The sequence below is a fragment of the Streptomyces sp. OfavH-34-F genome, assembly GCF_022347745.1.
In the GTDB taxonomy this organism is placed as follows: domain Bacteria; phylum Actinomycetota; class Actinomycetes; order Streptomycetales; family Streptomycetaceae; genus Streptomyces.
In genome coordinates this window covers 1-21,691 of the sequence record NZ_JAKRGC010000055.1, presented here as the reverse complement: position 1 = coordinate 21,691, position 21,691 = coordinate 1, and the positions used below count along the sequence as shown (strand labels likewise).

Annotated in this window: 19 protein-coding genes; 12 read left to right on the top strand and 7 right to left on the bottom strand. The window is 73.4% G+C overall.

From position 1 onward, the window contains the following. Positions 1 to 27: 27 nt before the first annotated feature. Positions 28 to 525 (bottom strand): nuclear transport factor 2 family protein, encoded by a 498-nt coding sequence (locus MHW47_RS11800; RefSeq protein ID WP_239222699.1) that lies wholly within the window; start codon positions 523 to 525, stop codon positions 28 to 30. A 187-nt stretch (positions 526 to 712) separates the two neighbouring features. On the opposite strand from MHW47_RS11800, the gene MHW47_RS11795 reads away from it, so the two are divergent. From MHW47_RS11795 to MHW47_RS11750, 10 genes are all read left to right on the top strand, one after another. Further along, positions 713 to 2,185 (top strand): FAD-dependent monooxygenase, encoded by a 1,473-nt coding sequence (locus MHW47_RS11795; protein WP_239222698.1) that lies wholly within the window; start codon positions 713 to 715, stop codon positions 2,183 to 2,185. 47 nt (positions 2,186 to 2,232) lie between these two features. Next, positions 2,233 to 2,931, top strand: coding sequence for an antibiotic biosynthesis monooxygenase (locus tag MHW47_RS11790; protein ID WP_239222696.1), 699 nt, complete (start codon positions 2,233 to 2,235; stop codon positions 2,929 to 2,931). Positions 2,932 to 3,198: 267 nt separating this feature from the next. Beyond that, positions 3,199 to 3,528 carry a TcmI family type II polyketide cyclase gene (locus MHW47_RS11785; protein WP_239222695.1) on the top strand — a complete coding sequence of 110 codons (330 nt, stop codon included), beginning with the start codon at positions 3,199 to 3,201 and terminating at the stop codon, positions 3,526 to 3,528. Next, positions 3,525 to 4,796 carry a beta-ketoacyl synthase gene (locus tag MHW47_RS11780; RefSeq protein ID WP_239222677.1) on the top strand — a complete coding sequence of 424 codons (1,272 nt, stop codon included), beginning with the start codon at positions 3,525 to 3,527 and terminating at the stop codon, positions 4,794 to 4,796. The genes MHW47_RS11785 and MHW47_RS11780 overlap by 4 nt, the downstream gene beginning before the upstream one ends. Continuing rightward, positions 4,793 to 6,007, top strand: a complete 1,215-nt coding sequence (locus MHW47_RS11775) for a ketosynthase chain-length factor (RefSeq protein WP_239222675.1) — start codon at positions 4,793 to 4,795, stop codon at positions 6,005 to 6,007. The genes MHW47_RS11780 and MHW47_RS11775 overlap by 4 nt, the downstream gene beginning before the upstream one ends. Before the next feature lie 87 nt (positions 6,008 to 6,094). Beyond that, positions 6,095 to 6,364 carry an acyl carrier protein gene (locus tag MHW47_RS11770; RefSeq protein WP_239222674.1) on the top strand — a complete coding sequence of 90 codons (270 nt, stop codon included), beginning with the start codon at positions 6,095 to 6,097 and terminating at the stop codon, positions 6,362 to 6,364. Between the two features lie 12 nt (positions 6,365 to 6,376). Continuing rightward, positions 6,377 to 7,165 (top strand): 3-oxoacyl-ACP reductase FabG, encoded by a 789-nt coding sequence (gene fabG, locus MHW47_RS11765; RefSeq protein ID WP_239222673.1) that lies wholly within the window; start codon positions 6,377 to 6,379, stop codon positions 7,163 to 7,165. Between the two features lie 62 nt (positions 7,166 to 7,227). Next, on the top strand, positions 7,228 to 8,172 hold the full coding sequence (locus tag MHW47_RS11760) for an aromatase/cyclase (protein ID WP_239222672.1): 945 nt from the start codon (positions 7,228 to 7,230) through the stop codon (positions 8,170 to 8,172). 2 nt (positions 8,173 to 8,174) lie between these two features. Further along, positions 8,175 to 9,701: an FAD-dependent monooxygenase gene (locus MHW47_RS11755; RefSeq protein WP_275449099.1), complete on the top strand. Its 1,527-nt coding sequence runs from the start codon at positions 8,175 to 8,177 to the stop codon at positions 9,699 to 9,701. 186 nt (positions 9,702 to 9,887) lie between these two features. Further along, the gene (locus MHW47_RS11750; RefSeq protein WP_239222670.1) at positions 9,888 to 11,402 is read left to right on the top strand and encodes an FAD-dependent monooxygenase; all 1,515 of its coding nucleotides are present in this window, start codon (positions 9,888 to 9,890) and stop codon (positions 11,400 to 11,402) included. Positions 11,403 to 11,531: 129 nt separating this feature from the next. On the opposite strand, the gene MHW47_RS11745 is transcribed toward MHW47_RS11750, so the two are convergent. Continuing rightward, positions 11,532 to 12,617: an acetylserotonin O-methyltransferase gene (locus MHW47_RS11745; RefSeq protein ID WP_239222668.1), complete on the bottom strand. Its 1,086-nt coding sequence runs from the start codon at positions 12,615 to 12,617 to the stop codon at positions 11,532 to 11,534. Positions 12,618 to 12,935: 318 nt separating this feature from the next. On the opposite strand from MHW47_RS11745, the gene MHW47_RS11740 reads away from it, so the two are divergent. Both MHW47_RS11740 and MHW47_RS11735 read left to right on the top strand, forming a co-directional pair. Next, a complete protein-coding gene (locus MHW47_RS11740) occupies positions 12,936 to 14,414 on the top strand; it encodes an FAD-dependent monooxygenase (RefSeq protein ID WP_239222666.1) in 1,479 nt (492 codons plus the stop codon). 106 nt (positions 14,415 to 14,520) lie between these two features. Further along, a complete protein-coding gene (locus MHW47_RS11735) occupies positions 14,521 to 15,996 on the top strand; it encodes an FAD-dependent monooxygenase (RefSeq protein WP_239222664.1) in 1,476 nt (491 codons plus the stop codon). 79 nt (positions 15,997 to 16,075) lie between these two features. Here MHW47_RS11735 and MHW47_RS11730 read toward each other — a convergent pair whose 3' ends face one another. From MHW47_RS11730 to MHW47_RS11710, 5 genes are all read right to left on the bottom strand, one after another. Continuing rightward, positions 16,076 to 16,870, bottom strand: a complete 795-nt coding sequence (locus MHW47_RS11730; protein ID WP_308381601.1) for a response regulator transcription factor — start codon at positions 16,868 to 16,870, stop codon at positions 16,076 to 16,078. A 118-nt stretch (positions 16,871 to 16,988) separates the two neighbouring features. Next, positions 16,989 to 18,032, bottom strand: coding sequence for a C45 family peptidase (locus MHW47_RS11725; protein ID WP_239222662.1), 1,044 nt, complete (start codon positions 18,030 to 18,032; stop codon positions 16,989 to 16,991). Beyond that, entirely contained in the window at positions 18,029 to 18,637 is a 609-nt protein-coding gene (locus MHW47_RS11720; protein WP_239222660.1) for a GNAT family N-acetyltransferase, read from the bottom strand. The genes MHW47_RS11725 and MHW47_RS11720 overlap by 4 nt, the downstream gene beginning before the upstream one ends. 73 nt (positions 18,638 to 18,710) lie before the next feature. After that, entirely contained in the window at positions 18,711 to 19,997 is a 1,287-nt protein-coding gene (purB, locus tag MHW47_RS11715; RefSeq protein ID WP_275449098.1) for an adenylosuccinate lyase, read from the bottom strand. 76 nt (positions 19,998 to 20,073) lie between these two features. Then, complete coding sequence (locus tag MHW47_RS11710) at positions 20,074 to 21,567, bottom strand: glutamine synthetase family protein (RefSeq protein WP_239222657.1); 1,494 nt, start codon at positions 21,565 to 21,567, stop codon at positions 20,074 to 20,076. Positions 21,568 to 21,691: the final 124 nt, after the last annotated feature.

Genomic DNA, 21,691 nt, shown 5'->3' with positions numbered 1-21,691 from the left:
AGGGCACACCGCAACGGCAGGGGCGGGTCACGCGTTCTTCGGGGGCGGCGCTCCGTCCGCCCAGAGCAGCCGGAAGGACAGCCGCGTCAGCCGCCAGCCCTCCGCGGTGCGCCGCGCCTCGCCGTCGACGAACGTGCCGGTGGCGAACAGCGGCGGCAGGTCGCCCTGCGGGCGCGCGTGGTGCGGGTGGTGCACGTGCGTGCACAGCACGTTGGCCCGCAGCGTCGCCCGGTCACCGTCGAGGACGACCAGGGCCGGCGAGCCCAGGTGCTGGGTGGCGGCGAAGGCGGACAGGGAGGCGTGGTGGAACTCCGCCATGCCCTCGGCGCCCTCGTGCCGGCTCATCGGCGGGAAGGCGACGACGCCGTCCGGCGTGAACAGCCGCGCGGCCCAGGCGTCGTCGAGCTTCTCGTCGTCGAGCGAGAGCAGATAGTGGTCCAGCAGGGCCGCCACGAGGGCCCGGGACTCCGCCGGTGTCTCCGCGGCGGGGGCGCCGGGGCCGGCGGGCATACGAGTGGAGGTCATGCCCGAGCATGTGCCCGTACGCACCCGCGCGGGCAACCCCGCCCGGCACGGAACCGGGGAGTTCTGACGAAGATCTGACGTGGGCGGCATTTCTCTGACGTTCCTTTTCAAAGGCATGTACAGATCGCTATTTACGCTCCGCCCGAACCCTCGTGATACTGGGCGTACACCAGTGGGAAGAGGGCAGATGAGCACCTTTGATACGGACGTCGTTGTCGTGGGGGCCGGCCCCACCGGACTCATGCTCGCGGGCGAATTGAGGCTCAATGGAGTCTCCGTCATCGTGCTCGACAAGCTCGCGGAACCCATTAAGGAATCCCGTGCCCTCGGTTTCTCGGCACGCACGATCGAAGAATTCGCGCAGCGTGGCCTGATTTCCCGCTTCGGTGAGGTCGGCGTCATACCCGTCGGCCACTTCGGCGGTGTCCCGCTCGACTACCGGGTCCTGGAGGGCGGTTCCTACGGCGCCCGGGGCATCCCGCAGGCGCGCACCGAAGGCGTCCTCGGCGGCTGGGCCCGCGAACTCGGCGCCGAGGTCCGCCGCGGCGTCGAGGTCATCGGCCTGGACCAGGACGCCGACGGGGTCACCGTGACCGCCGCCACCGGCGACGGCACCCTGAGCCTGCGCACCCGGCACGTGGTCGGCGCCGACGGCGCCCGCAGCATCGTGCGCAAGCTCACCGGTATCGAGTTCCCCGGCACCGAGCCCGCCATCGAACTCCGGTTCGCCGACGTCGCCGGCGTCCAGCTCCGCCCCCGCTTCAGCGGCGAGCGCGTCCCCGGCGGCATGGTCATGGTCATCCCGATGGGCCCGGACCGCGCCCGCGTCATCTACTTCGACAGCACCCAGCCGCTGCGCACCGCCGAGGGCCCCCTCACCTTCGACGAGGTCGTCGAGACCTGGCAGCGCCTGACCGGCGAGGACATCTCCGGCGCCACCCCGCTGTGGGTCAGCTCCACCACCGACAACTCCCGCCAGGCCGCTGAATACCGGCGCGGCCGGGTCTTCCTCGCCGGCGACGCCGCGCACATCCACCTGCCCATCGGGGCGCAGGGCATGAGCGCGGGCATCCAGGACGCGGTGAACCTCGGCTGGAAGCTGGCCCTGGACGTCAAGGGCCAGGCACCCGAGGGCCTGCTCGACACGTACCACGCCGAGCGGCACCCGGTCGGCGCGCGCATCCTGACCAACACCCTCGCCCAGCGCATCCTCTACCTCGGCGGCGACGACATCGCCCCGATGCGCGAGGTGTTCACCGAGCTGGTCGAACAGCACGAGTCGGTCCGCCGCCACCTGGCCGGCATGGTCACCGGCCTCGACATCCGCCACGAGACGGTCCCGGGCGACCACCCGCTGCTCGGCCGCCGGCTGCCCGACCGCGAACTGGTCGCGGACGGTGAGAAGACCTCCGCCTTCGCGCTGCTGGCCGCCGGACGGGCCGTGCTCCTGAACCTCGGCGGCGGCCCCGCCCTGCGCGACGCGGCGGCCGGCTGGGCGGACCGCGTCGACGTGCTCGGCATCGACTTCCCCGACTGCGCCGCGCCGGTGGACGCCATCCTCGTCCGTCCCGACGGCTACGTGGCCTGGGTGGCGCCCCTCGGCGCCGGACCCGACGGCCTCGGCGACGCCCTTTCCCACTGGTTCGGTCCCGCACAGTAGGCGCGTTCCGCCCTGTTTCGTCCCCTCTCCGAAGAAAGCGAAGAAGAATGCCTTTCATCTCTCTCGAGGACAATCACCTGACCGTCCTCAACCTCTTCACGACCGACAAGCCCGAGAACCAGGACCGACTGATCGAGGAGATGACGAAGATCGTCGACGCGGCCGCGTACGAGGGCTGGATGTCCTCCACGGTCCACGCGGGCGTCGACCTGCCGGGCACCGCGAACTTCATCCAGTGGCGCAGCGGCGAGGACCTCGAGAAGCGGTACTCGGGCGAGGAGTTCAAGCACCGCACCATGCCGGTCTTCTCCGAGATCACCACCTCGATCCGGCTCCTGCAGAACGAGGTCGCCTACGTCCTGACCTCGGACGCGCTCGGCGGCAAGGTCGAGATCGGCCCGCACCGCGACGACTACACCTGCATCTCCGTCTTCACCGTCCGCGCCGACGCGCAGGACGAGGCTATCGACGCCCTCGGTGCCGCCCAGGAGTACTTCAAGGACCTGCCGGGCTTCCGTTCGCACGTCGTGCTCAAGGGACTGCGCGCCCGCGGCCTGGACGGCACCTTCGTCGTCTCCTACTCGCAGTGGGACAGCAAGGAGGCCTTCGAGGCCTACCGCGACCAGCCCGCGGAGGAGCAGCCCGAGGCCCGCAAGGCCGCCGTGGCCCGCATCCGCGCCGTGGTCGAGGGCGCCCCGTCCACCAACACCTACCAGGTGGTCCACACCCGCGCCGCCGGCGAGTGACCCGGCGCGCCGGTGACGGCGCGACCGGCCCCCACGCCCCCGCAACGCCCGGCTCCCCCCTTCGGGAGCCGGGCGTTGCGCACGTCCGCCCGGGGCCGCGCGCACCCGCGCGACCGGCTCCGGTGGAATTCGAGAATCCCCCGGGCGCGCCCCTACTTCCGTGCGGGACTGTCAAGTCGGGTGACGAGTCCATTCCCGGCCACGAATCTCCCGAGGACCCGGCCTTTCCGCGATCCCTCCCACGCAACCGCCGAGGAGTTAAACCTTATGCACAGCACGCTGATTGTCGCCCGGATGGCAGCTGCATCAGCCACCGATGTGGCCAAGATGTTCTCCGAATTCGACGCGACGGACATGCCTCACCGCATGGGGACGCGGCGCCGCCAGCTGTTCTCGTACCGGGGTCTTTATTTCCACCTCCAGGACTTCGACGAGGACAACGGGGGAGAGCTGATCGAGCAGGCCAAGACGGACCCGCGCTTCATGCGGATCAGCGAGGACCTCAAGCCGTTCATCGAGGCGTACGACCCGAAGACCTGGCGCTCGCCGGCCGACGCCATGGCGCAGCGCTTCTACACGTGGGAGGCGCAGGCGTGAACCGCCGACGCGTAGCCATCACCGGCATCGAGGTGATCGCGCCCGGCGGCGTGGGCCGGGAGAACTTCTGGGCCCTGCTCAGCGAGGGCCGCACGGCCACCCGCGGGATCACCTTCTTCGACCCGGCGCAGTTCCGCTCCCGGGTCGCCGCCGAGATCGACTTCGACCCGTACGCGCACGGCCTGACGCCGCAGGAGGTGCGCCGCCTCGACCGGGCCGCCCAGTTCGCCGTCGTCGCCTCGCGCGGCGCGGTCGCCGACAGCGGCATCGACCTCGGGGGCTACGACCCCCACCGCGTCGGCGTCACCGTCGGCAGCGCCGTCGGCGCCACCATGGGCCTGGACGAGGAGTACCGGGTCGTCTCCGACGGCGGCCGGCTCGACCTCGTGGACCACGCGTACGCGGTGCCGCATCTGTACGACTACATGGTGCCGAGTTCCTTCGCCTCCGAGGTCGCCTGGGCCGTCGGCGCGGAGGGCCCCTCCACCGTGGTCTCCACCGGCTGCACCTCCGGCATCGACTCGGTGGGCTACGCCGTCGAGCTGGTGCGCGAGGGCACCGCGGACGTCGTGATCGCCGGTTCGTCCGACGCGCCGATCTCCCCGATCACGATGGCCTGCTTCGACGCGATCAAGGCGACCACCCCGCGGTTCGACGAGCCCGGACGCGCCTCCCGGCCCTTCGACGGCACCCGCAACGGGTTCGTCCTGGGCGAGGGCACCGCCTTCTTCGTGCTGGAGGAGCTGGAGAGCGCCAGGAAGCGCGGCGCCCACATCTACGCGGAGATCGCCGGCTACGCCACGCGCTCCAACGCGTACCACATGACGGGCCTGCGCCCCGACGGCGTCGAGATGTCCGAGGCGATCAACCTGGCGCTCGCCGAGGCCCGGATGAACCCGGAGACCATCGACTACATCAACGCGCACGGGTCGGGCACCAAGCAGAACGACCGGCACGAGACGGCCGCGTTCAAGCGCAGCCTCGGCGATCACGCCTACCGCACCCCAGTCAGCTCCATCAAGTCGATGGTCGGTCACTCGCTCGGCGCCATCGGCTCCATCGAGATCGCCGCCTCGGCCCTGGCCATGGAGTACGACGTCGTGCCCCCGACGGCCAACCTCACCACGCCCGACCCCGAGTGCGACCTCGACTACGTCCCCCTGACCGCGCGTGACCAGTCCGTCGACGCGGTCCTCACGGTCGGCAGCGGATTCGGCGGCTTCCAGAGCGCCATGGTGCTGGCCAGCCCCGAAAGGATGCTCGTATGACCACGTCGGTGGTGGTGACCGGTCTGGGCGTCGTCTCGCCCAACGGCCTCGGCGCCGAGGACTACTGGGACGCGACCCTGGGCGGGAAGAACGGCATCGGCCGCATCACCCGCTTCGACCCGGCCGGCTACCCGTCCGTGCTGGCCGGGGAGGTCCCCGGCTTCGTGGCCGAGGACCACCTGCCCAGCCGCCTGCTGCCGCAGACCGACCGGGTCACCCGGCTCGCGCTGGTCGCCACGGACTGGGCGCTGCAGGACGCGGGCGTCGACCCCGGCGAACAGCCCGAGTTCGACATGGGCGTCATCACGGCGTCCGCGGCCGGCGGCTTCGAGTTCGGGCAGGGCGAGCTGCAGAACCTGTGGGCCCGGGGCAGCCAGTACGTCTCCGCGTACCAGTCCTTCGCCTGGTTCTACGCCGTCAACAGCGGCCAGATCTCGATCCGCAACGGCATGAAGGGCCCCTCCGGCGTCGTCGTCAGCGAGGGCGCCGGCGGCCTCGACGCCGTCGCCCAGGCCCGCCGCCAGATCCGCAAGGGCACCCCGCTGATCGTCACCGGCGGGGTGGACGCCTCCGTCTGCACCTGGGGCTGGGTGGCCCAGCTGTCCACCGGCAGGCTCAGCACCAGCGGCGAACCCACCCGCGCCTACCTGCCGTTCGACCGCGACGCGGCCGGCTACGTGCCCGGCGAGGGCGGCGCCATCCTCATCGCCGAGGACGCCGAGACGGCCCGCTCGCGCGGCGCCCACATCTACGGCGAGATCGCCGGCTACGGGGCGACGATGGACCCCCGGCCGGGCAGCGGCCGCGAACCGGGCCTGCGCAAGGCGATCGAGGTCGCGCTCGCCGACGCCGGGACCGCACCCGGCGAGGTGGACGTCGTCTTCGCCGACGGCGCCGGCGACCCGGCCCTCGACCGCGTCGAGGCCGACGCCATCAGCGCCGTCTTCGGCCCCCGTGCCGTCCCGGTGACCGTGCCCAAGACCATGACGGGCCGCCTGTACTCGGGCGCCTCGCCGCTGGACCTGGCCGCCGCCTTCCTCTCGATCCGCGACGGGGTCGTCCCGCCGACCGTGCACGTCGACCCGTGCCCGGACTACCCCCTGGACCTGGTCCTCGGCCGGCCGCGCGAGGTACGGGTGCGCACCGCGCTCGTCCTGGCCCGCGGCAGCGGCGGCTTCAACTCCGCCATGGTCGTGCGCGCCGCCGACTAGAGCCCCGAACGGCGGGCGGCCCCGCCCGGGGTCACCCGCCGCCCCGTACCGACCCACACCACTTCACGGACGAAAGGGACTTCCACCATGGCCACCAAGGCGTTCACCCTCGACGACCTCAAGCGCACCCTGCAGGAGGCCGCAGGCGTGGCCGAGGGCGTCGACCTGGACGGAGACATCCTCGACACGGAGTTCGACGTGCTCGGCTACGAGTCCCTCGCGCTGCTGGAGGCCGGCAGCCTCATCGAGCGCGAGTACGGCATATCCCTCGACGAGGAGGCCGTCAACGACGCGCACACCCCCCGGGCCTTCATCGAGGTCGTCAACACCCAGCTCGCCCCCGCCCCGGCCGCTTGAGGAGATCCGGACATGACGCAGCACACCACCCCCCGGGTCGCCCTGGTCACCGGCGCCACCAGCGGCATCGGCCTGTCCTCGGCGCGCCTGCTCGCCCGCGACGGCCACCGGGTCTTCATCGGCGCCCGCAACGCCGACAACATCGCCGAGACCGTCAAGGAACTCCAGGCCGAGGGCCTGGACGTGGACGGCGGCGTGGTCGACGTCCGCGACACCGAGTCCGTCGACAGCTGGGTCCGCAGCGCGGTCGACCGCTTCGGCACCATCGACGTCGTCGTCAACAACGCCGGCCGCTCCGGCGGCGGCCCGACCGCCGACATCGCCGACGAGCTGTGGGACGACGTCATCGACACCAACCTCAACAGCGTCTTCCGCGTCACCCGCGCCGCCCTGACGATCGGCGGGATGCGGGCCAAGGACCGGGGCCGGATCATCAACATCGCCTCCACCGCCGGCAAGCAGGGCGTCGTCCTCGGCGCCCCGTACTCGGCCTCCAAGCACGGCGTCGTCGGCTTCACCAAGGCCCTCGGCAACGAGCTGGCCCCGACCGGCATCACCGTCAACGCGGTCTGCCCCGGCTACGTGGAGACCCCGATGGCCCAGCGCGTGCGCCAGGGCTACGCCGCCGCCTACGACACCTCCGAGGAAGCCATCCTCGCGAAGTTCCAGGCCAAGATCCCGCTCGGCCGCTACTCCACTCCGGACGAGGTCGCCGGCCTGGTCGGCTACCTGGCATCGGACACCGCCGCCTCCATCACCTCCCAGGCGCTCAACGTCTGCGGCGGCCTGGGCAACTTCTAGGACGCGTCCGGAGAAGCCCCCGCCTGCCCCACGCACCACCAACCACCTGAGGAGAACCCGTCATGACCACGCGTGAGGTCGAGCACGAAATCACCATCGGCGCCCCGGCCGCCGCCGTGTACCAGCTGCTCGCGGACGTGACCAACTGGCCGCGCATCTTCCCGCCCACCATCCACGTCGACCGGGTCGAGGCCGAGGGCGACGAGGAGCGCATCCGCATCTGGGCGACCGCCAACGGCTCCCCGAAGAACTGGACCTCGCGGCGCACCCTGGACCCCGCGGGCCTGCGCATCACCTTCCGCCAGGAGGTCCCGGCGGAGCCCGTCAAGCACATGGGCGGCACCTGGATCATCGAACCGCTCGGCGGGTCGGGGGCCCGCGTCCGGCTGCTGCACGACTTCAGCGCCATCGGCGACGACCCGCACGACCTGCTGTGGATCGAGCGGGCGGTCGACAAGAACAGCACCTCCGAGCTGGCCGCCCTCAAGGCCAACGTCGAGGCGGCCCACGCCGCGGAGACCGAGGAGCTGACCTTCTCGTTCACCGACACCGTCCGCATCAGCGGCTCCGCCAAGGACGCGTTCGACTTCATCAACGAGGCCCACCTGTGGGCCGAGCGGCTCCCGCACGTGGCCGTGGTGCGCCTCGCCGAGGACACCCCGGGCCTGCAGGAGCTGGAGATGGACACCCGCGCCAAGGACGGCTCGGTGCACACCACCAAGTCGTACCGGGTCGTCTTCCCCCACCACAAGATCGCCTACAAGCAGGTCACCCTGCCGGCGCTGATGACCCTGCACACCGGGGAGTGGACCTTCGTCGAGACCGACGGCGGCACCGACGTCTCCTCGCAGCACACCGTCACCCTCAACACCGACAACATCGCGCGCATCCTCGGCCCCGAAGCCACCGTGGCCGACGCCCGCGAGTACGTCCACACGGCGCTGTCCACCAACAGCTGCGCCACCCTCGCCCACGCGAAGGCGCACGCCGAGTCGAAGGCCGCCTGACCATGGCGCCCCAGTCCGCCGCGGGCGGTGCGCGGCCGGTTCCGGGCGGGCCCCGCCGCCCGGACCGGCTCAGCACCGAGGTCGTCGTCGCCGGGGCCGGCCCCGTCGGGCTGATGCTCGCCGCAGAGCTGGCCCGCGGCGGCGCGGACGTGATCGTCGTCGAGCGGCGCAAGGCGCCCTCCACCGAGTCCCGGGCCTCCACCCTGCACGCCCGCACCATGGAGATCCTGGACGCGCGGGAGCTGCTGCCCGACGTCGGCACGCCGCCCAACGAACCGCGCGGCCACTTCGGCGGCCTCCCCCTCGACCTCACCCTGCCCGGTCCCCACCCCGGGCAGTGGAAGGTGCCGCAGACCAGGACCGAGGCGGTCCTGGAGGAGTGGGCGCTCTCCCTCGGCGTCGACATCCGGTGCGGCCACGAACTCGTCGCCGCCGGTGAGGTCGGCGACCACGTCGAGGCCGAGGCCGTCGGCCGCGACGGGGTGCTGCGGCTGCGGGCCCGCTACCTGGTCGCCTGCGACGGCGAGGAGAGCACCGTACGACGGCTCACCGGGGCCGCCTTCCCCGGCCACGACGCCGTACGGGAGCTGCTGCGGGCCGACGTCGAAGGCATCGACGTGCCCGACCGCCGCTTCCAGCGCCTGGAGAACGGGCTCGCCGTCGCCTGGCGCAACGAGCGGGGCATCACCCGCGTCATGGCGCACGAGTTCGGCTCCACCGCGCGCCCGCGCACCACGGCCCCCTCGTTCGAGGAGGTCGCGACCGTCTGGAAGCGCGTCACCGGGGAGGACATCAGCGGCGGCACCCCGCTGTGGGTGAACTCCTTCGGCGACGCCTCCCGGCAACTGGCCTCCTACCGGCACGGACGGATCCTGTTCGCCGGGGACGCCGCGCACCGGCAGATGCCGATCGGCGGCCAGGCCCTCAACCTGGGCCTCCAGGACGCCTTCAACCTCGGCTGGAAGCTCGCGCTCACCGCGCGCGGGAAGGCCCCGGACAGCCTCCTCGACACCTACCACGAGGAGCGGCACGCGGTGGGCCGCAGGGTCCTCGCCAACATCGAGGCCCAGGCCATGCTCCTGCTCGGCGGCCCCGAGGCGGAGCCGCTGCGCGGCCTGCTGGGGGAGCTGGTCGCCCTGGACGACGTACGCACCCACCTGGCCGGGATGATCAGCGGACTCGACGTGCGCTACCCGGTCCCCGGGCCTTCGCGCCCGCACCCGCTGCTCGGCGCCCGGCTGCCGCACACCGTCGTCCGCACCGGCGGGCGCGCACTCGGCACGGCCGAACTGCTGCGCCCCCGCGGCGGGCTGCTGCTCGACCTGGGCGGCACCGGCGTACGGCTGCCCGGCGGCTGGGCCGACCGGGTCCGGGCCGTCGCCGGCGACCCGGAGCCCGGTTCCCCGGTGGGGGAGGACGGCGCCCTGCTCGTGCGGCCCGACGGCCATGTGGCGTGGGCGGGCCGCACCGCGGACGGCCTCACCGAGGCCCTGGAACGGTGGTTCGGCCCGGCGCGGCCCGGGACCTGATCCGCCGGACACGCCCCAGGGCCCTTCGGACCCGGTCCGGAACGGGCGTCCGGCCGTACACCGGACGCCGGCCGTACGCCCGCCCGGACCGAGGACGCGTCCGCCCCACGCCGGGGCGGACGCGTCCGTACCACCCCCCCACGAAGCCAGTGCCCAGCGATCCCCACTGCAAGGAAGGACACCCTCATGAAAGGGACAGCCGCGGACGCCGACGTCATAGTCGTCGGAGCCGGCCCGACCGGACTGATGCTCGCCGGCGAACTGCGCCTGGGCGGAGCCCGTGTCGTCGTGATCGAGAAGCTGGCTGCGCCGACCGGGCAGTCCCGCGGCCTGGGCTTCACCGCCCGGGCCATGGAAGTGTTCGACGAACGCGGGCTGCTGCCCCGCTTCGGACAGGGCGAGACCCTCGCCACCAGCCCCATGGGGCACTTCGGCGGGGCCCAGTTCGACTTCACCGTGCTGGAGGACGCGCACTTCGGCGCCCGCGGCATCCCCCAGGGCGAGACCGAGGCCGTGCTGGAGGGCTGGGCCGTCGAACTCGGCGCCGACGTCCGGCGCGGCTGGGAGTTCCTCTCCCTCGCCGACGGCTTCCTCGACGGCGACCACGCCGAGATCACCGTCCGCACGCCCGAAGGCACCGAACAGCGACTGCGCGCCGCGTACCTGGTGGCCGCCGACGGAGGCGCCAGCCGGGTCCGCAGGGCCGCCGGGTTCGACTTCCCCGGCACCGACGCCACCCAGGGCATGTACCTCGCCGACGTCACCGGCTGCGCGCTGCGGCCCCGGTTCCTCGGCGAGCGCCTGAACCACGGCATGGTGATGGCCGCCCCGCTCGCCGAGGGCGTGGACCGGATCATCGTCTGTCCCGACGGCACCCCCGCCCACGACCGCGAGCGGACCGTCACCTTCGAGGAGGTCGCGGCGGCCTGGCAGTCCATCACCGGCGAGGACATCTCGCACGGCGGCGCCGACTGGGTCTCCTCCTTCACCAACGCCACCCGCCAGGCATCCGAGTACCGGCGCGGCCGGGTCTTCGTGGCCGGGGACGCCGCCCACATCCACCTCCCGGCCGGCGGCCAGGGCCTGAGCACGGGCGTGCAGGACGCGGCCAACCTCGGCTGGAAGCTCGCCGCCGTGGTGCGCGGCGACGCCCCCGGGGAACTGCTGGACACCTACCACGCCGAGCGGTGGCCGGTCGGCCGCCGCCTGCTGGCCAACACCCGCGCCCAGGGGCTGGTCTTCCTCGGCGGCGCCGAGTCCGACCCGCTGCGCGAGCTGTTCGCCGAACTCGTCCGGTACGACGACGTCAAGCGGCACCTGGCCGGCGCGGTCAGCCACCTGGACATCCGCTACGACCTCGGGGCCGGCGAGGACGCCCACCCGCTGGTCGGCCGCCGGATGCCGCCGCGGCCGCTCATCGGCGCGGACGGCGCGCAGCACCGCATCGCCCAGCTGCTGCGCACGGGCCGGGCCGTGCTGCTCGACCTGGCCGACGACGCCGGGGTGCGCCGCGCGGCGGCCGGACACCGGGGCCGCCTCGACGTGCACACCGTGTCCGCCAAGCCGGTCGACGGCCCGGACGCGCTGGCCGGCGCCGGTGCGCTGCTGGTCCGCCCCGACGGGTACGTGGCCTGGGCGGGCGGCTCCGCCGGGGAGCTGACGGCGGCGCTGGAGCGGTGGCTCGGACCCGCCGCCGCCTGACCCCGCGACCGCGCACGCGAGGGGCCCGGTCCGCCTGCTTCGGCGGACCGGGCCCCTTTCCCCGTCCCTAACGCAAGAACCCCGGGTCCGCGCCTCGGGGGCGCGGACCCGGGGTTCTTGCGACGCGCGTCAGACGGCGACGGCCTCGACGACCGAGACGGCCGCGGCGGTCTCCACGACCCGCTCCAGCCGGAAGCCGGCCTTCGCCACCAGCTCCGCGTACTGCGACCGGGTGCGCTCCCGGCCGCCCACGAGCAGCAGCAGCCACAGGTCGACGAGCTTGGAGGAGTGCGGCTCGTTGCCCTCCTCCGGGACGACCATCTCGACCAGCAGGAGCTTGCCGCCCGGCTTGACCGCGGCGCGCACGTTGCGCAGGATCTGCAGCGCCTGCTCCTCGGGCCAGTCGTGCACGATGTGCTTCAGGACGTACGCGTCCGCGCCCGCCGGCATCGGCTCGAAGAGGTCGCCGTCGGCCAGGGTCACACGGTCCGCGACACCCTGCGCCGCCAGGAGCTCCGCCGCGCCGTTCCCGGCGATCCGCGGGTCGGACAGGATGCCCTTGGTGTCCGGGGCGCTGTTCAGAATCCCGGCCAGCAGCGCGCCGTTGGCCCCGCAGAAGTCCAGGACCGTGCCGAACTGCGAGAAGTCGTACGCGGCCACGACCGGCTCGGTCTCCGTGGCGGACATGTTGCCCATCCCGCCCATGAACACCCCGCCGTACTCCGGGTTCTGCGCGAAGTACTCGAAGGCGCCCGCACCCCGCCGCTTCGGCAGGCTGGGCTCGCCGGTCCGCACGGAGTCCAGGAACCCGTCCCAGTCCTCCCAGTGGCTCGGGTGCCCCATCAGCACGCAGAGGTCGCGCATCGTCACCGGGTGATCGGCGCGCAGCGCGTCGGCCATCGGCGTCAGCGCCCAGCGGCCGTCCTCCCCCGCCTCGAACACGCCCTGGCTCGCCAGCAGGCGCAGCACCCGCTCCAGCGCCCCGGCGTCCGCGCCGACCTCGGCCGCGATCTCCGCGGCCGGCCGCGGACCGTCCTGCAGGGTCTCGGCCACCCGCAGCTCGGCGACGGTGTACAGGGCCTGGGTCACCATCGAACCCATGGCCAGTTCCAGCAGGGCGAAGGGGGGCGGGGCCAGCTCCCGGGCCTGCTTCTGCAGGTCCGCCCGGGCCTTCTCCGCGGCGCGGACGACTTCGGGGGGTGGCACAGCGGGCATGGGTTCCTCCAGGGCAGATGAACGTCCCAACCGCCGGAAGGGACCGTCCCGCCACCGTAGGCAGGAGGGGTCGACCCGCCCTGGAAAGCGGCTCGGACGCATCTGGAGCCGGTGACGGCCGCGTCGCCCGCCGCCCCGCAGCCGCCCCAGAACCGCTCGGCGCCCGCTCGACGTGGGCCGGAGGCCCGCCCGTTCGGAGCACCGCAGTCGGCATCCTGGGCCCGGCACCGCGTTGCCGGGGTCCGACGTCTCTGCACCGCCCCTCGACCCCCCTGGTCTTCTCTGATGATCCCAACCGTCTGTACGGAGGAATCGAAAATGGCAAAGAGCGCGATCATCGTGGGCGCCGGGCCGGTCGGTCTGATGCTCGCGGGGGAGCTGCGGCTCGGCGGCGCGGACGTCGTCGTCTACGACAAACTGCCCGCCCCCAGCGGCGAGTCGCGCGGCCTCGGGTTCACCAGCCGTACCGCGGAGGTCTTCGACCAGCGCGGGCTGCTCGGCAGGCTCGGCGACATCCGCTGGGGCAAGCAGGGCCACTACGGCGGTGTCCGCATCGACTTCTCCCTCCTGGACGAGAGCCACTTCGGCATCATGGGCCTGGCCCAGTCCGTCACCGAGGACATGCTGGGCCGCTGGGTCGGCGAGCTGGGCGTCGAGGTGCGCCGCGGCTACGAGCTGACCACCCTGACCGAGACCGGGGACGGCGTGGTCGCCGGCTTCCGGGGCCCCGACGGCCACACCGAGGCCACCGCCGCGTACGTCATCGGCTGCGACGGCGGCAAGTCCACCGTGCGCACCCTGGCCGGCATCGACTTCCCCGGCGACGAGGCCACCCGCGGCATGTACCTGGCCGACGTCGTCGGCGCCGACGTGCGCATGCGGCCCATCGGGGAGCGCATCGAGGGCGGCGGCATGGTGCTGTCCGTCACCCTGGAGCCGGGCGTGGACCGCATCGTCATCCACGAACCCGGCGTACGCCCGCACCACGGCGAGGGCGAGCTGGAGTTCTCCGAACTTGCCGACGCCTGGCAGCGCATGACCGGCGAGGACATCCACGGCGCCTCCGCCTCCTGGATGTGCGCCCTGACCAACGCCACCGGCCTCGCCGCCCAGTACCGCAAGGGCCGCATCCTCCTGGCCGGCGACGCCGCCCACGACCACGCCCCGCTCGGCGCCCAGGGCGTCAGCGTCGGCCTCCAGGACGCCGTCAACCTCGGCTGGAAGCTCGCCGCCGTGCTCACCGGCCGGGCCCCCGAGTCCCTGCTCGACACCTACCACGCCGAACGCCACCCGGTCGGCGAGGAACTGATGCGCGACGTGCACTCCATGTCGATGCTGTACCTCTCCGGCGAGGAGATGGAGCCGCTGCGCGCCGTCGTCCGCGAACTGGTCCAGCTGCCCGAGGCCGCCCGGCGCCTCGCGGGCCGCGTCTCCGGACTCCACCTCACCTACGACATGGGCCCCGGGGAACACCCCCTGCTGGGGATGCGCCTGGCCCCGCACCGCGCCCTCGAGCGCGCCGACGGCAGCCGTACGAAGGTCGCCGAACTCCTGCACCCGGCGCGCGGCGTGCTCATCGTCACGGACGGGGACGGCGGACCGGCCGGACTCGCCGCGCGCTGGGCCGGCAGCGTCGACGTCGTCACCGGCACCTGGGCCGACCAGGAGGCCGACCACCACGACGCCCCGGGCGCCGTGCTCGTCCGCCCCGACGGCTACATCGCCTGGGTGTCCCCGGACGGCGGCGACCTCGAAACCGCCCTCACCCGGTGGTTCGGGGCGCCCGCGGCCGTCTGACGGCCCCGCGCGACACCTCCCGGCCGGACCCGCCGGACGTGCCGGTCCGACCACCGCCGACCCGGCGCCGCCCGTGCGCGGCAGCTTCGATGTTGAGGAGAAGAACATGGCAAAGGGCGCGATCATCGTGGGCGCCGGGCCGGTCGGGCTGATGCTCGCCGGCGAACTGCGACTGGGCGGCGCGGACGTCGTCGTCTACGACAAACTGCCCGCCCCCAGCGGCGAGTCGCGCGGCGTGGGATTCACCCGCCGCGCGGCCGAGGTCTTCGACCAGCGCGGCCTGCTCCAGCGCTTCGGGGACGTGGAGTGGGCCCAGGGCCACTTCGGCGGGGTCCACATCGACTTCTCCAAGCTGGACGACAACCACTTCAGCGTCCGCGGCATCCCGCAGTTCCGCACCGAGGAGATCCTGGAGGCCTGGCTGAAGGAGCTGGGCGTCGAGGTCCGCCGCCGGCACGAGGTGACCGGCTTCCGCGAGACCGCGGACGGCGTCGTCGTCGAGTACGAGGGCCCCGACGGCCCCGGCGAGGACAGCGCCGAGTACCTGGTCGGCTGCGACGGCGCGCGCAGCATCGTCCGCCGGCTCGCCGGCATCGACTTCCCCGGCTGGGAGCCCACCCGCGGGATGTACATGGCCGACGTCGTCGGCGCCGACATACGCCAGCGCCCCATCGGCGAGCGCGTGCCCGGCGGCATGGTCATGGCGTTCAACCTGGAGGACGGCGTCCGCCGGATCGTCATCCACAACGAGTCGCTGCGCCCGCCGGAGGACAAGAGCGGCCTCACCTTCGAGACCATCGCCGACGCCTGGCAGGAGATGACCGGCGAGCACCTGCACGACGCCGAGGTCCGCTGGATCAGCTCCTTCACCGACACCACCCGGCAGGCCGCCCAGTACCGCAAGGGCCGGATCTTCCTGGCCGGCGACGCCACCCACATCCACATGCCGGCCGGCGCGCAGGGCATGAGCGTGGGCGTGCAGGACGCGGCCAACCTCGGCTGGAAACTGGCGGCCGCCCTCACCGGCCGGGCTCCCGAGGGCCTCCTGGACACCTACCAGTCCGAGCGGCACCCGGTCGGGCAGCTGCTCATGCGCAACACCCGCGCCCAGACCAAGCTCTACCTCTCCGGCGAGGAGATGGAACCGCTGCGCGCCGTCATGCAGGAACTCGTCCAGGACGTCGCGGTGGCCCGCCACCTGGCCGGCCAGGTCTCCGGCCTCGACATCCGCTACGACATGGGCGCCGGCACTCACCCCCGGCTCGGCCTGCGGTGGCGCCCCGACACCCCGCTCAAGCTCGCCGACGGCACCCCCGCCACCGTGCGGGACCTGCTCACCCCCGCCCGCGGCGTGCTGTTCGTGACCCCGGCCGCCGCCGACGCGGGCCCGCTGCTCGACACGGCGGCGCGCTGGGCGGGCCGGGTCGACACCGTCACCGGCGACTGGGCCGGCGGCGAGGACGTCCACCCGGACACCCCGCACGCGCTGCTGGTACGCCCCGACGGGTACATCGCCTGGGCCGCGCCCGACGAGGAGGCCGGTCTCGGACAGGCGCTGGAGCGCTGGTTCGGCGCCGCCTGACCCGGACGTACCGGAAGGGCCCCCCGCCCACGGGCGGGGGGCCCTTTTCGCGGTGACCGGCCGGGCGCCGGCGCGCGCGTCAGACGACGCCGAGGCGGAAACCGACGCCGCGCACGGTGATGATCCAGCCGGGATCGCCCAGCTTGCCGCGCACACTGCTGACATGGGTGTCCACGGTGCGGCGCGACCAGGAGTCGCCCCACACCTGCTGGAGGAGCTGCCTGCGCGGGACGACGACGTCGGGATGCTGCGCCAGCAGGCACAGCAGGTCGAACTCCTTGCGTGTGAGGGCGACCGGCGCGCCGTCGACGGTCACCTCGCGGGAGCCCGCGTCGATGCGCAGCCGGCCGTGCCGGATCTCCCGGGCGGGGTGCGCGGCCGCGGCCGGCTGCCACTGCGCCCGGCGCGTGACGGCCTCGATCCGGGCCATCAGCTCGCGTATCCCGAACGGCCTGGTGACATAGTCGTCCGCGCCCGCCTGGAGCCCGAGTACGCAGTCCGTCTCGGACTCGCGGGAGGTGACGATGATGAGCGGCACCCGGCTGACCGACCGGATCGCCCGGCACACCTCCAGCCCGTCCAGGTCCGGCAGTTCGAGGTCGAGCAGGACGACGTCGGCGCTGCCGTAGGCCTGCAGGGCCGCGCCGCCGTGGACCGCCCGGGCGCAGGTGTGGCCGTGCCGGCGCAGCTGGTGCGCCAGCCCGTCCCCGGCGTCGGCGCCCACCACCAGGACGTGCTGGCCGGAGACCGCGGGCGCCGGGCGCGCCGGGCCCGGGACGGGGCCCCGCCGGCCGGGGGGCCGTATCCCGGGGGACACGGGACGCGGAGGGGGCGTCCGGTGCTCGGGCAGTGGCTGTGCCTGAACCTGACTCATGCCTCCCCCGGGGGTCGTGGCGGGGCCTGCCGGTTCGGCCGCCCCGCGCGCCGAGGCTAGCGCCGTGCGGTCGATTCCTGGTGCAGGGCCGGTCCAGGGCCCCGGGCCGGCCCCGCCCCTACACCGCGAACACCTCGGTCGCCCCGTGGTTCGGGTCGCCCGCCCGCAGGTGCAGCTCGCCCGCCCCGGGCAGCATCACCACCGACGCCACCGTCCGCTCCAGGCCGTAGATCCCGTGGTCGGCGATGCACACCGGTGGCCGGGACAGCACCGCGAAGTGCTCCTCCGCACCGGCCCGCGGCCCGAGACCGGCCAGCCCCTTCGTGACGGCGTCGAGCCGCTCGTCGGAGTTGACGCGGTCCGGGGCCGACTGCCGGTCCAGCGGGGTGAAGTCCTCGTGCAGGTAGTGGTTGGTGTGCACGGCCTCCCGCGCGGCGGGCTCCGTCACCCGCAGCGCCGTCCCGCACACCTCGGCGTACACCGCCCGCCGCCGGTCGCACAGCACCAGGTTGCGCGAGCTGGACAGGGTGAGCCCGGCCAGGACCTCCAGGGCCTCGTCCACGCTCCCGGCCCGGTCCAGCAGATGACGGATGGCCAGGTACGGGGTGACGCCGGGCCGCCACGAGCCGTCGGTCACCAGGTTCACCCCGACGGCGAGCCCGTCGCTGTTCATGCCGAGGTAGCCGAGCAGCCCCGCGAAGCTGAGCACCGTCACCCGGCGCGGCCCGCCCGCCCGGGCCAGCGACAGCACCGCGACATGGCTGTCGATCCCCGCGTTCAGGTCCACCGTCTGCGCCAGCACCGGCAGACGGCCCGGCCCGGTGCGGGCGTACGCCGTGCAGTCCCCGGCGCTCGGCACCCCGGTGAAGCCCATGACCTCGCGGCGCAGTTGCAGCAGCCACGCCTCGTCCTCGCCGATCCCGGCCCCCGCGGCCAGCCCCGCGACCTCCTCGGCGAGGTCGGGCACCGCCGCCGTGATCGCCGCCCGGTAGGCGGTGATCGACGGCAGCAGCCCGGCCAGCGTCAGCGGCCGGCCGGCCAGGGGCTCCAGCCGTGCCAGGCCGTCGCGGAGGAAGGCGCGCAGCGGGCCCGCGAGTGCCGCCCCGTGGGCGCGGCCCAGTGCGAAGGGGCTGCCGGCGGCCTTGACGTACGCGACGCTCATGCGGAGGCGGCCGCCTTCTTCGGGCCCCGGGAGAGGGCGTCGGACACCCGCGGCCACTCCGCGCGCAGGATGCTGTAGAAGACCGCGTCGCGGCGGCGCCCGCCCGGCATGTAGTTGAAGGAGCGCAGGGTGCCCTCCTCGGTGGCGCCGATGTTGCGCAGGCCCCTGCGTGCCTGGACGTTGAGCACGTCCGTCTTGAACTCCACCCGCTCGGCCTCCAGCACCTCGAAGGAGTGCCGGAGCAGCAGCAGCTTCGCCCAGTGGTTGATGCCCCGGCCCCGGAAGTCGTGGCCCAGCCAGGAGGCCCCGATCTCCAGCCGGCGGTCTTTCTCGGCGAAGCTCAGCAGGCTCATGCTGCCCGCGATCCGGCCGCTCCTCTTGTCCGTGATCACGTAGACGGCGCGGCGCCCGGCGGCGTGCTCGGCCAGGTTCGAGTCGAAGAACGCGTCGAAGTCCGCGTCGTCGCCGACGACGACCGTGAAGTAGCGCCAGATCTCCGGGTCGAGGGCCACGGCGCGGATACCTTCGCGGTCCGCCTCCCGCAGCGGGGTCAGCAGGACGTGCTCGTTCTCCAGCGTGGTGGCGGCCTTCTCGGACCAGCTCATGGTGGGTTCTCCATAGGGTGAAGAGGGAAGGGAGGGGGGGGCGGTCTGCGCGGCCGGGCGGCCGCTTCCGGGGTCAGTCCGTCATCGCACGGAGCTGCTCCAGCCGGCTGTGCACCACGCCGTGGTGGACGAGGAAGTCCTCGGGCTCGCGCGGGGTGCTGCGCACGCCCTCCTCGATCAGGGCCTCGCCGAAGCTCTGCCCGTACTCCGCGGTGCGCCGGGCCGCCGCCTGCACCGCGCGGTAGGCCTGGTCGCGTTCGACCCCGGCCTCCAGGAGTTCCACCAGCACCGACGACGAGTACACCAGCCCGTTGGTCGCGTCGACGGACTTCCGCATCCGGTCCGAGTCGACGCGCAGGTTCGCCAGCAGGTCCGCGGCTCGCACCGCCTGGAAGTGCGCCACCGTCAGCGCGTCCGGCAGCAGCACCTTCTCGACCGCCTGGTGGGCCAGGTCCCGCTCGTGCCACAGCGCCACGTTCTCCAGCACCGTGCCGGCGTACCCGCGCAGCAGCCGCGCCAGACCGCACAGCAGCTCGCTGCCCGTCGGGTTGGCCTTGTGGGGCATCGCGCTGGAGCCCTGGTAGGCCGCGACGCGCTGCTCCTCGACCTCGCGCACCTCGGTGCGCTGCAACAGCCGCAGCTCCAGGGCGATCTGCTCGATGCAGGCGCCCAGCAGGGCCACCGCCTGGATCAGCTGGGCGTGCCGGTCGCGGGCCACGACCTGGCTGGGGGAGGGCTCGATGCCCAGGCCGAGCCGCTCGCACACGTACTCCTCGACGGCCGGGTCGATCAGCGCGTACGTGCCCACCGCGCCGGAGATCGTGCCCACCGCGACGGCCTCGCGGGCGGCGGCCAGCCGCCGCAGGGACCGCTCGACGGCGAACGCGTACCCGCCCAGTTTGTGGCCGAGCGTGGTCGGCTCCGCGTGCACGCCGTGGGTGCGGCCCACCATCACCGTGTCCCAGTGCTCGAAGGCCCGGTCGACGAGCACCCCGCGCAGCCGCCGGGCGGCGGAGACCAGCAGGTCTGTGGCGTCGGCCAGGATGCGACCCAGGGCCGTGTCGACCAGGTCGTAACTGGTCATGCCCAGGTGCACCCAGCGGGCGGAGGACTCCGGCATCTGCTCCGTGTACGCGGTCAGGAAGGACAGCACCTCGTGGTCGCGTTCCTTCTTGATCTCCGCCACTCGGGACGGCAGCGGGGGCGCGGCCGCCCGCATGTCGCCGAGCACCGCTTCCGGTACGCGGCCGAGCCGCACCTGCGCCTCGGTGGCGAGGATCTCCACGCGGACGTAGGTCTCGTACCGGAACTCGTCCGAGAAGAGGCGCGCCATTTCGGGCAGTGTGAACTGAGGAATCATGGGACAGCCTTCGTCGGTTGCGGTTGCGGTTGCGGTTGCGGTTGCGGTTGCGGTCGAGGGCCGAGGTGACGGGGCGTCAGAAGGCCGCGAAGTACTCGCGCTGCTCCCACTCGGTGACCTGGCCCGGCACCGGGGCCGCCTGCAGGGCCCAGGCCTCGTACCGGCGGACCTCGCTCTCCTTGAGCCGGGCCAGACAAGCGGCCAGCGGGTCGCCCAGGAGCCGGGCTGCCCGGCCCGCCCGGAACGCCTCCAGCGCCTCGCGCAGGGACGCCGGGACGGTGTCGGCGTCCTCCCGGGGTCCGTCGCCCGAGCCCCCGTCGAGGCCCTCGAGCCCGGCGAACAGCTGGGCGGCGATGTTCAGGTACGGGTTGGCGCTCGGCTCGCCCACCCGGTTCTCGATGTGCGCGCCGGCCCCCGAGCCGACCACGCGCAGCATGGCCGTGCGGGACTCCAGGGACAGGCTCACCCGGGTCGGGGACAGGGCGTGCCGCGCCCCCAGCCGCTGGTAGCCGTTCACCGTGGGCACCGACAGCAGGAACAGGTCGCGCAGCCAGTCCGTCAGGCCGTCGGCGTACGCCTTGCTCATGGGGGACAGCCCCGCCGACAGGCCCTCGGCGCCGAAGACGTTGCGGCCGGTCGCGGTCTCCAGGACGGACTGGTTCAGGTGCCAGCCGCTCGGGTCGGCCCCGGCGAGCGCCGGCTGCGACATGAACGAGGCGTGCAGCCCCCGGGCCGCGCACCAGCGCTTGGTGAAGACCCGGAAGAAGAGCATCGCGTCCGCCGTGTCCAGCGCCGCCATGGGATCGAACGTGGTCTCCACCTGCCCGGGGCCCATCTCGTGCTCCATCGACCGCACCGGCAGCCCCAGGTCCAGCAGGGCGAGGGCCAGCGGGTCGGTGACCGGGGCGACCGTGTCGTAGGCGGCGTCCAGGTTGAACTGGTAGCCCGCGTTCATCGCGGCCACCCGCGGGGCCGGGCCCTGCAGACCGAAGCCGTTCCCCTCGTTGCCCGGCTCGTCGTCCAGCCGGCGCGTCAGGTACCACTCGACCTCCAGGCCGAGCACGGGCGTCAGCCCGCGTCCGGCGTACCGCTCCAGCACCCGGTGCAGCACGTGCCGCGAGGACAGCGGGTGGGGGCGGCCGTCGCGCAGGTACTCGTCGCCGATCACCCACGCCGTGCGCGCCCCCTCGCCGGGCAGCACCAGGAAGGTCAGCGGATCGGGCACCAGCACGAAGTTGCCCAGGCCCGCGATCTCGTCGACGCCGATGCCGTGCGTGCCCCGGTAGTCCACCGCCGTGGCGCAGGCGGTGTCCTTCAGGAACGGGCCGGGGCTGTAGTTCATGCCGTTGCGCAGCACCCCGCGGAAGGCGCGGGCGGTCAGCGTCTTGGAGCGCACCAGGCCGTGCGGGTCGCCCCACACCAGGCGGACGAGGTCGATCCCGTCCAGCCCGGCCTCGATCCGCTCGGCGGCAGCCGACCGCCGCTCGTCCCACAGCCCGTGTCCGGCGACGAACGCGTGGCTCCCGACGCTGCCCTCCGTGGCAGGGGCCGACCATGATCTGGAGTACATGACGGGGAACTTCCTTGTCGTCGCGGGGCCGGGAGCGTGCGTGCCGGGACGCCGGTCAGGCGGCGCGCCCGACCGGCGCCGGGGCCGGGGGGCCGGCCGCCGTGGAGGAGCTGCTGCGCTTCCT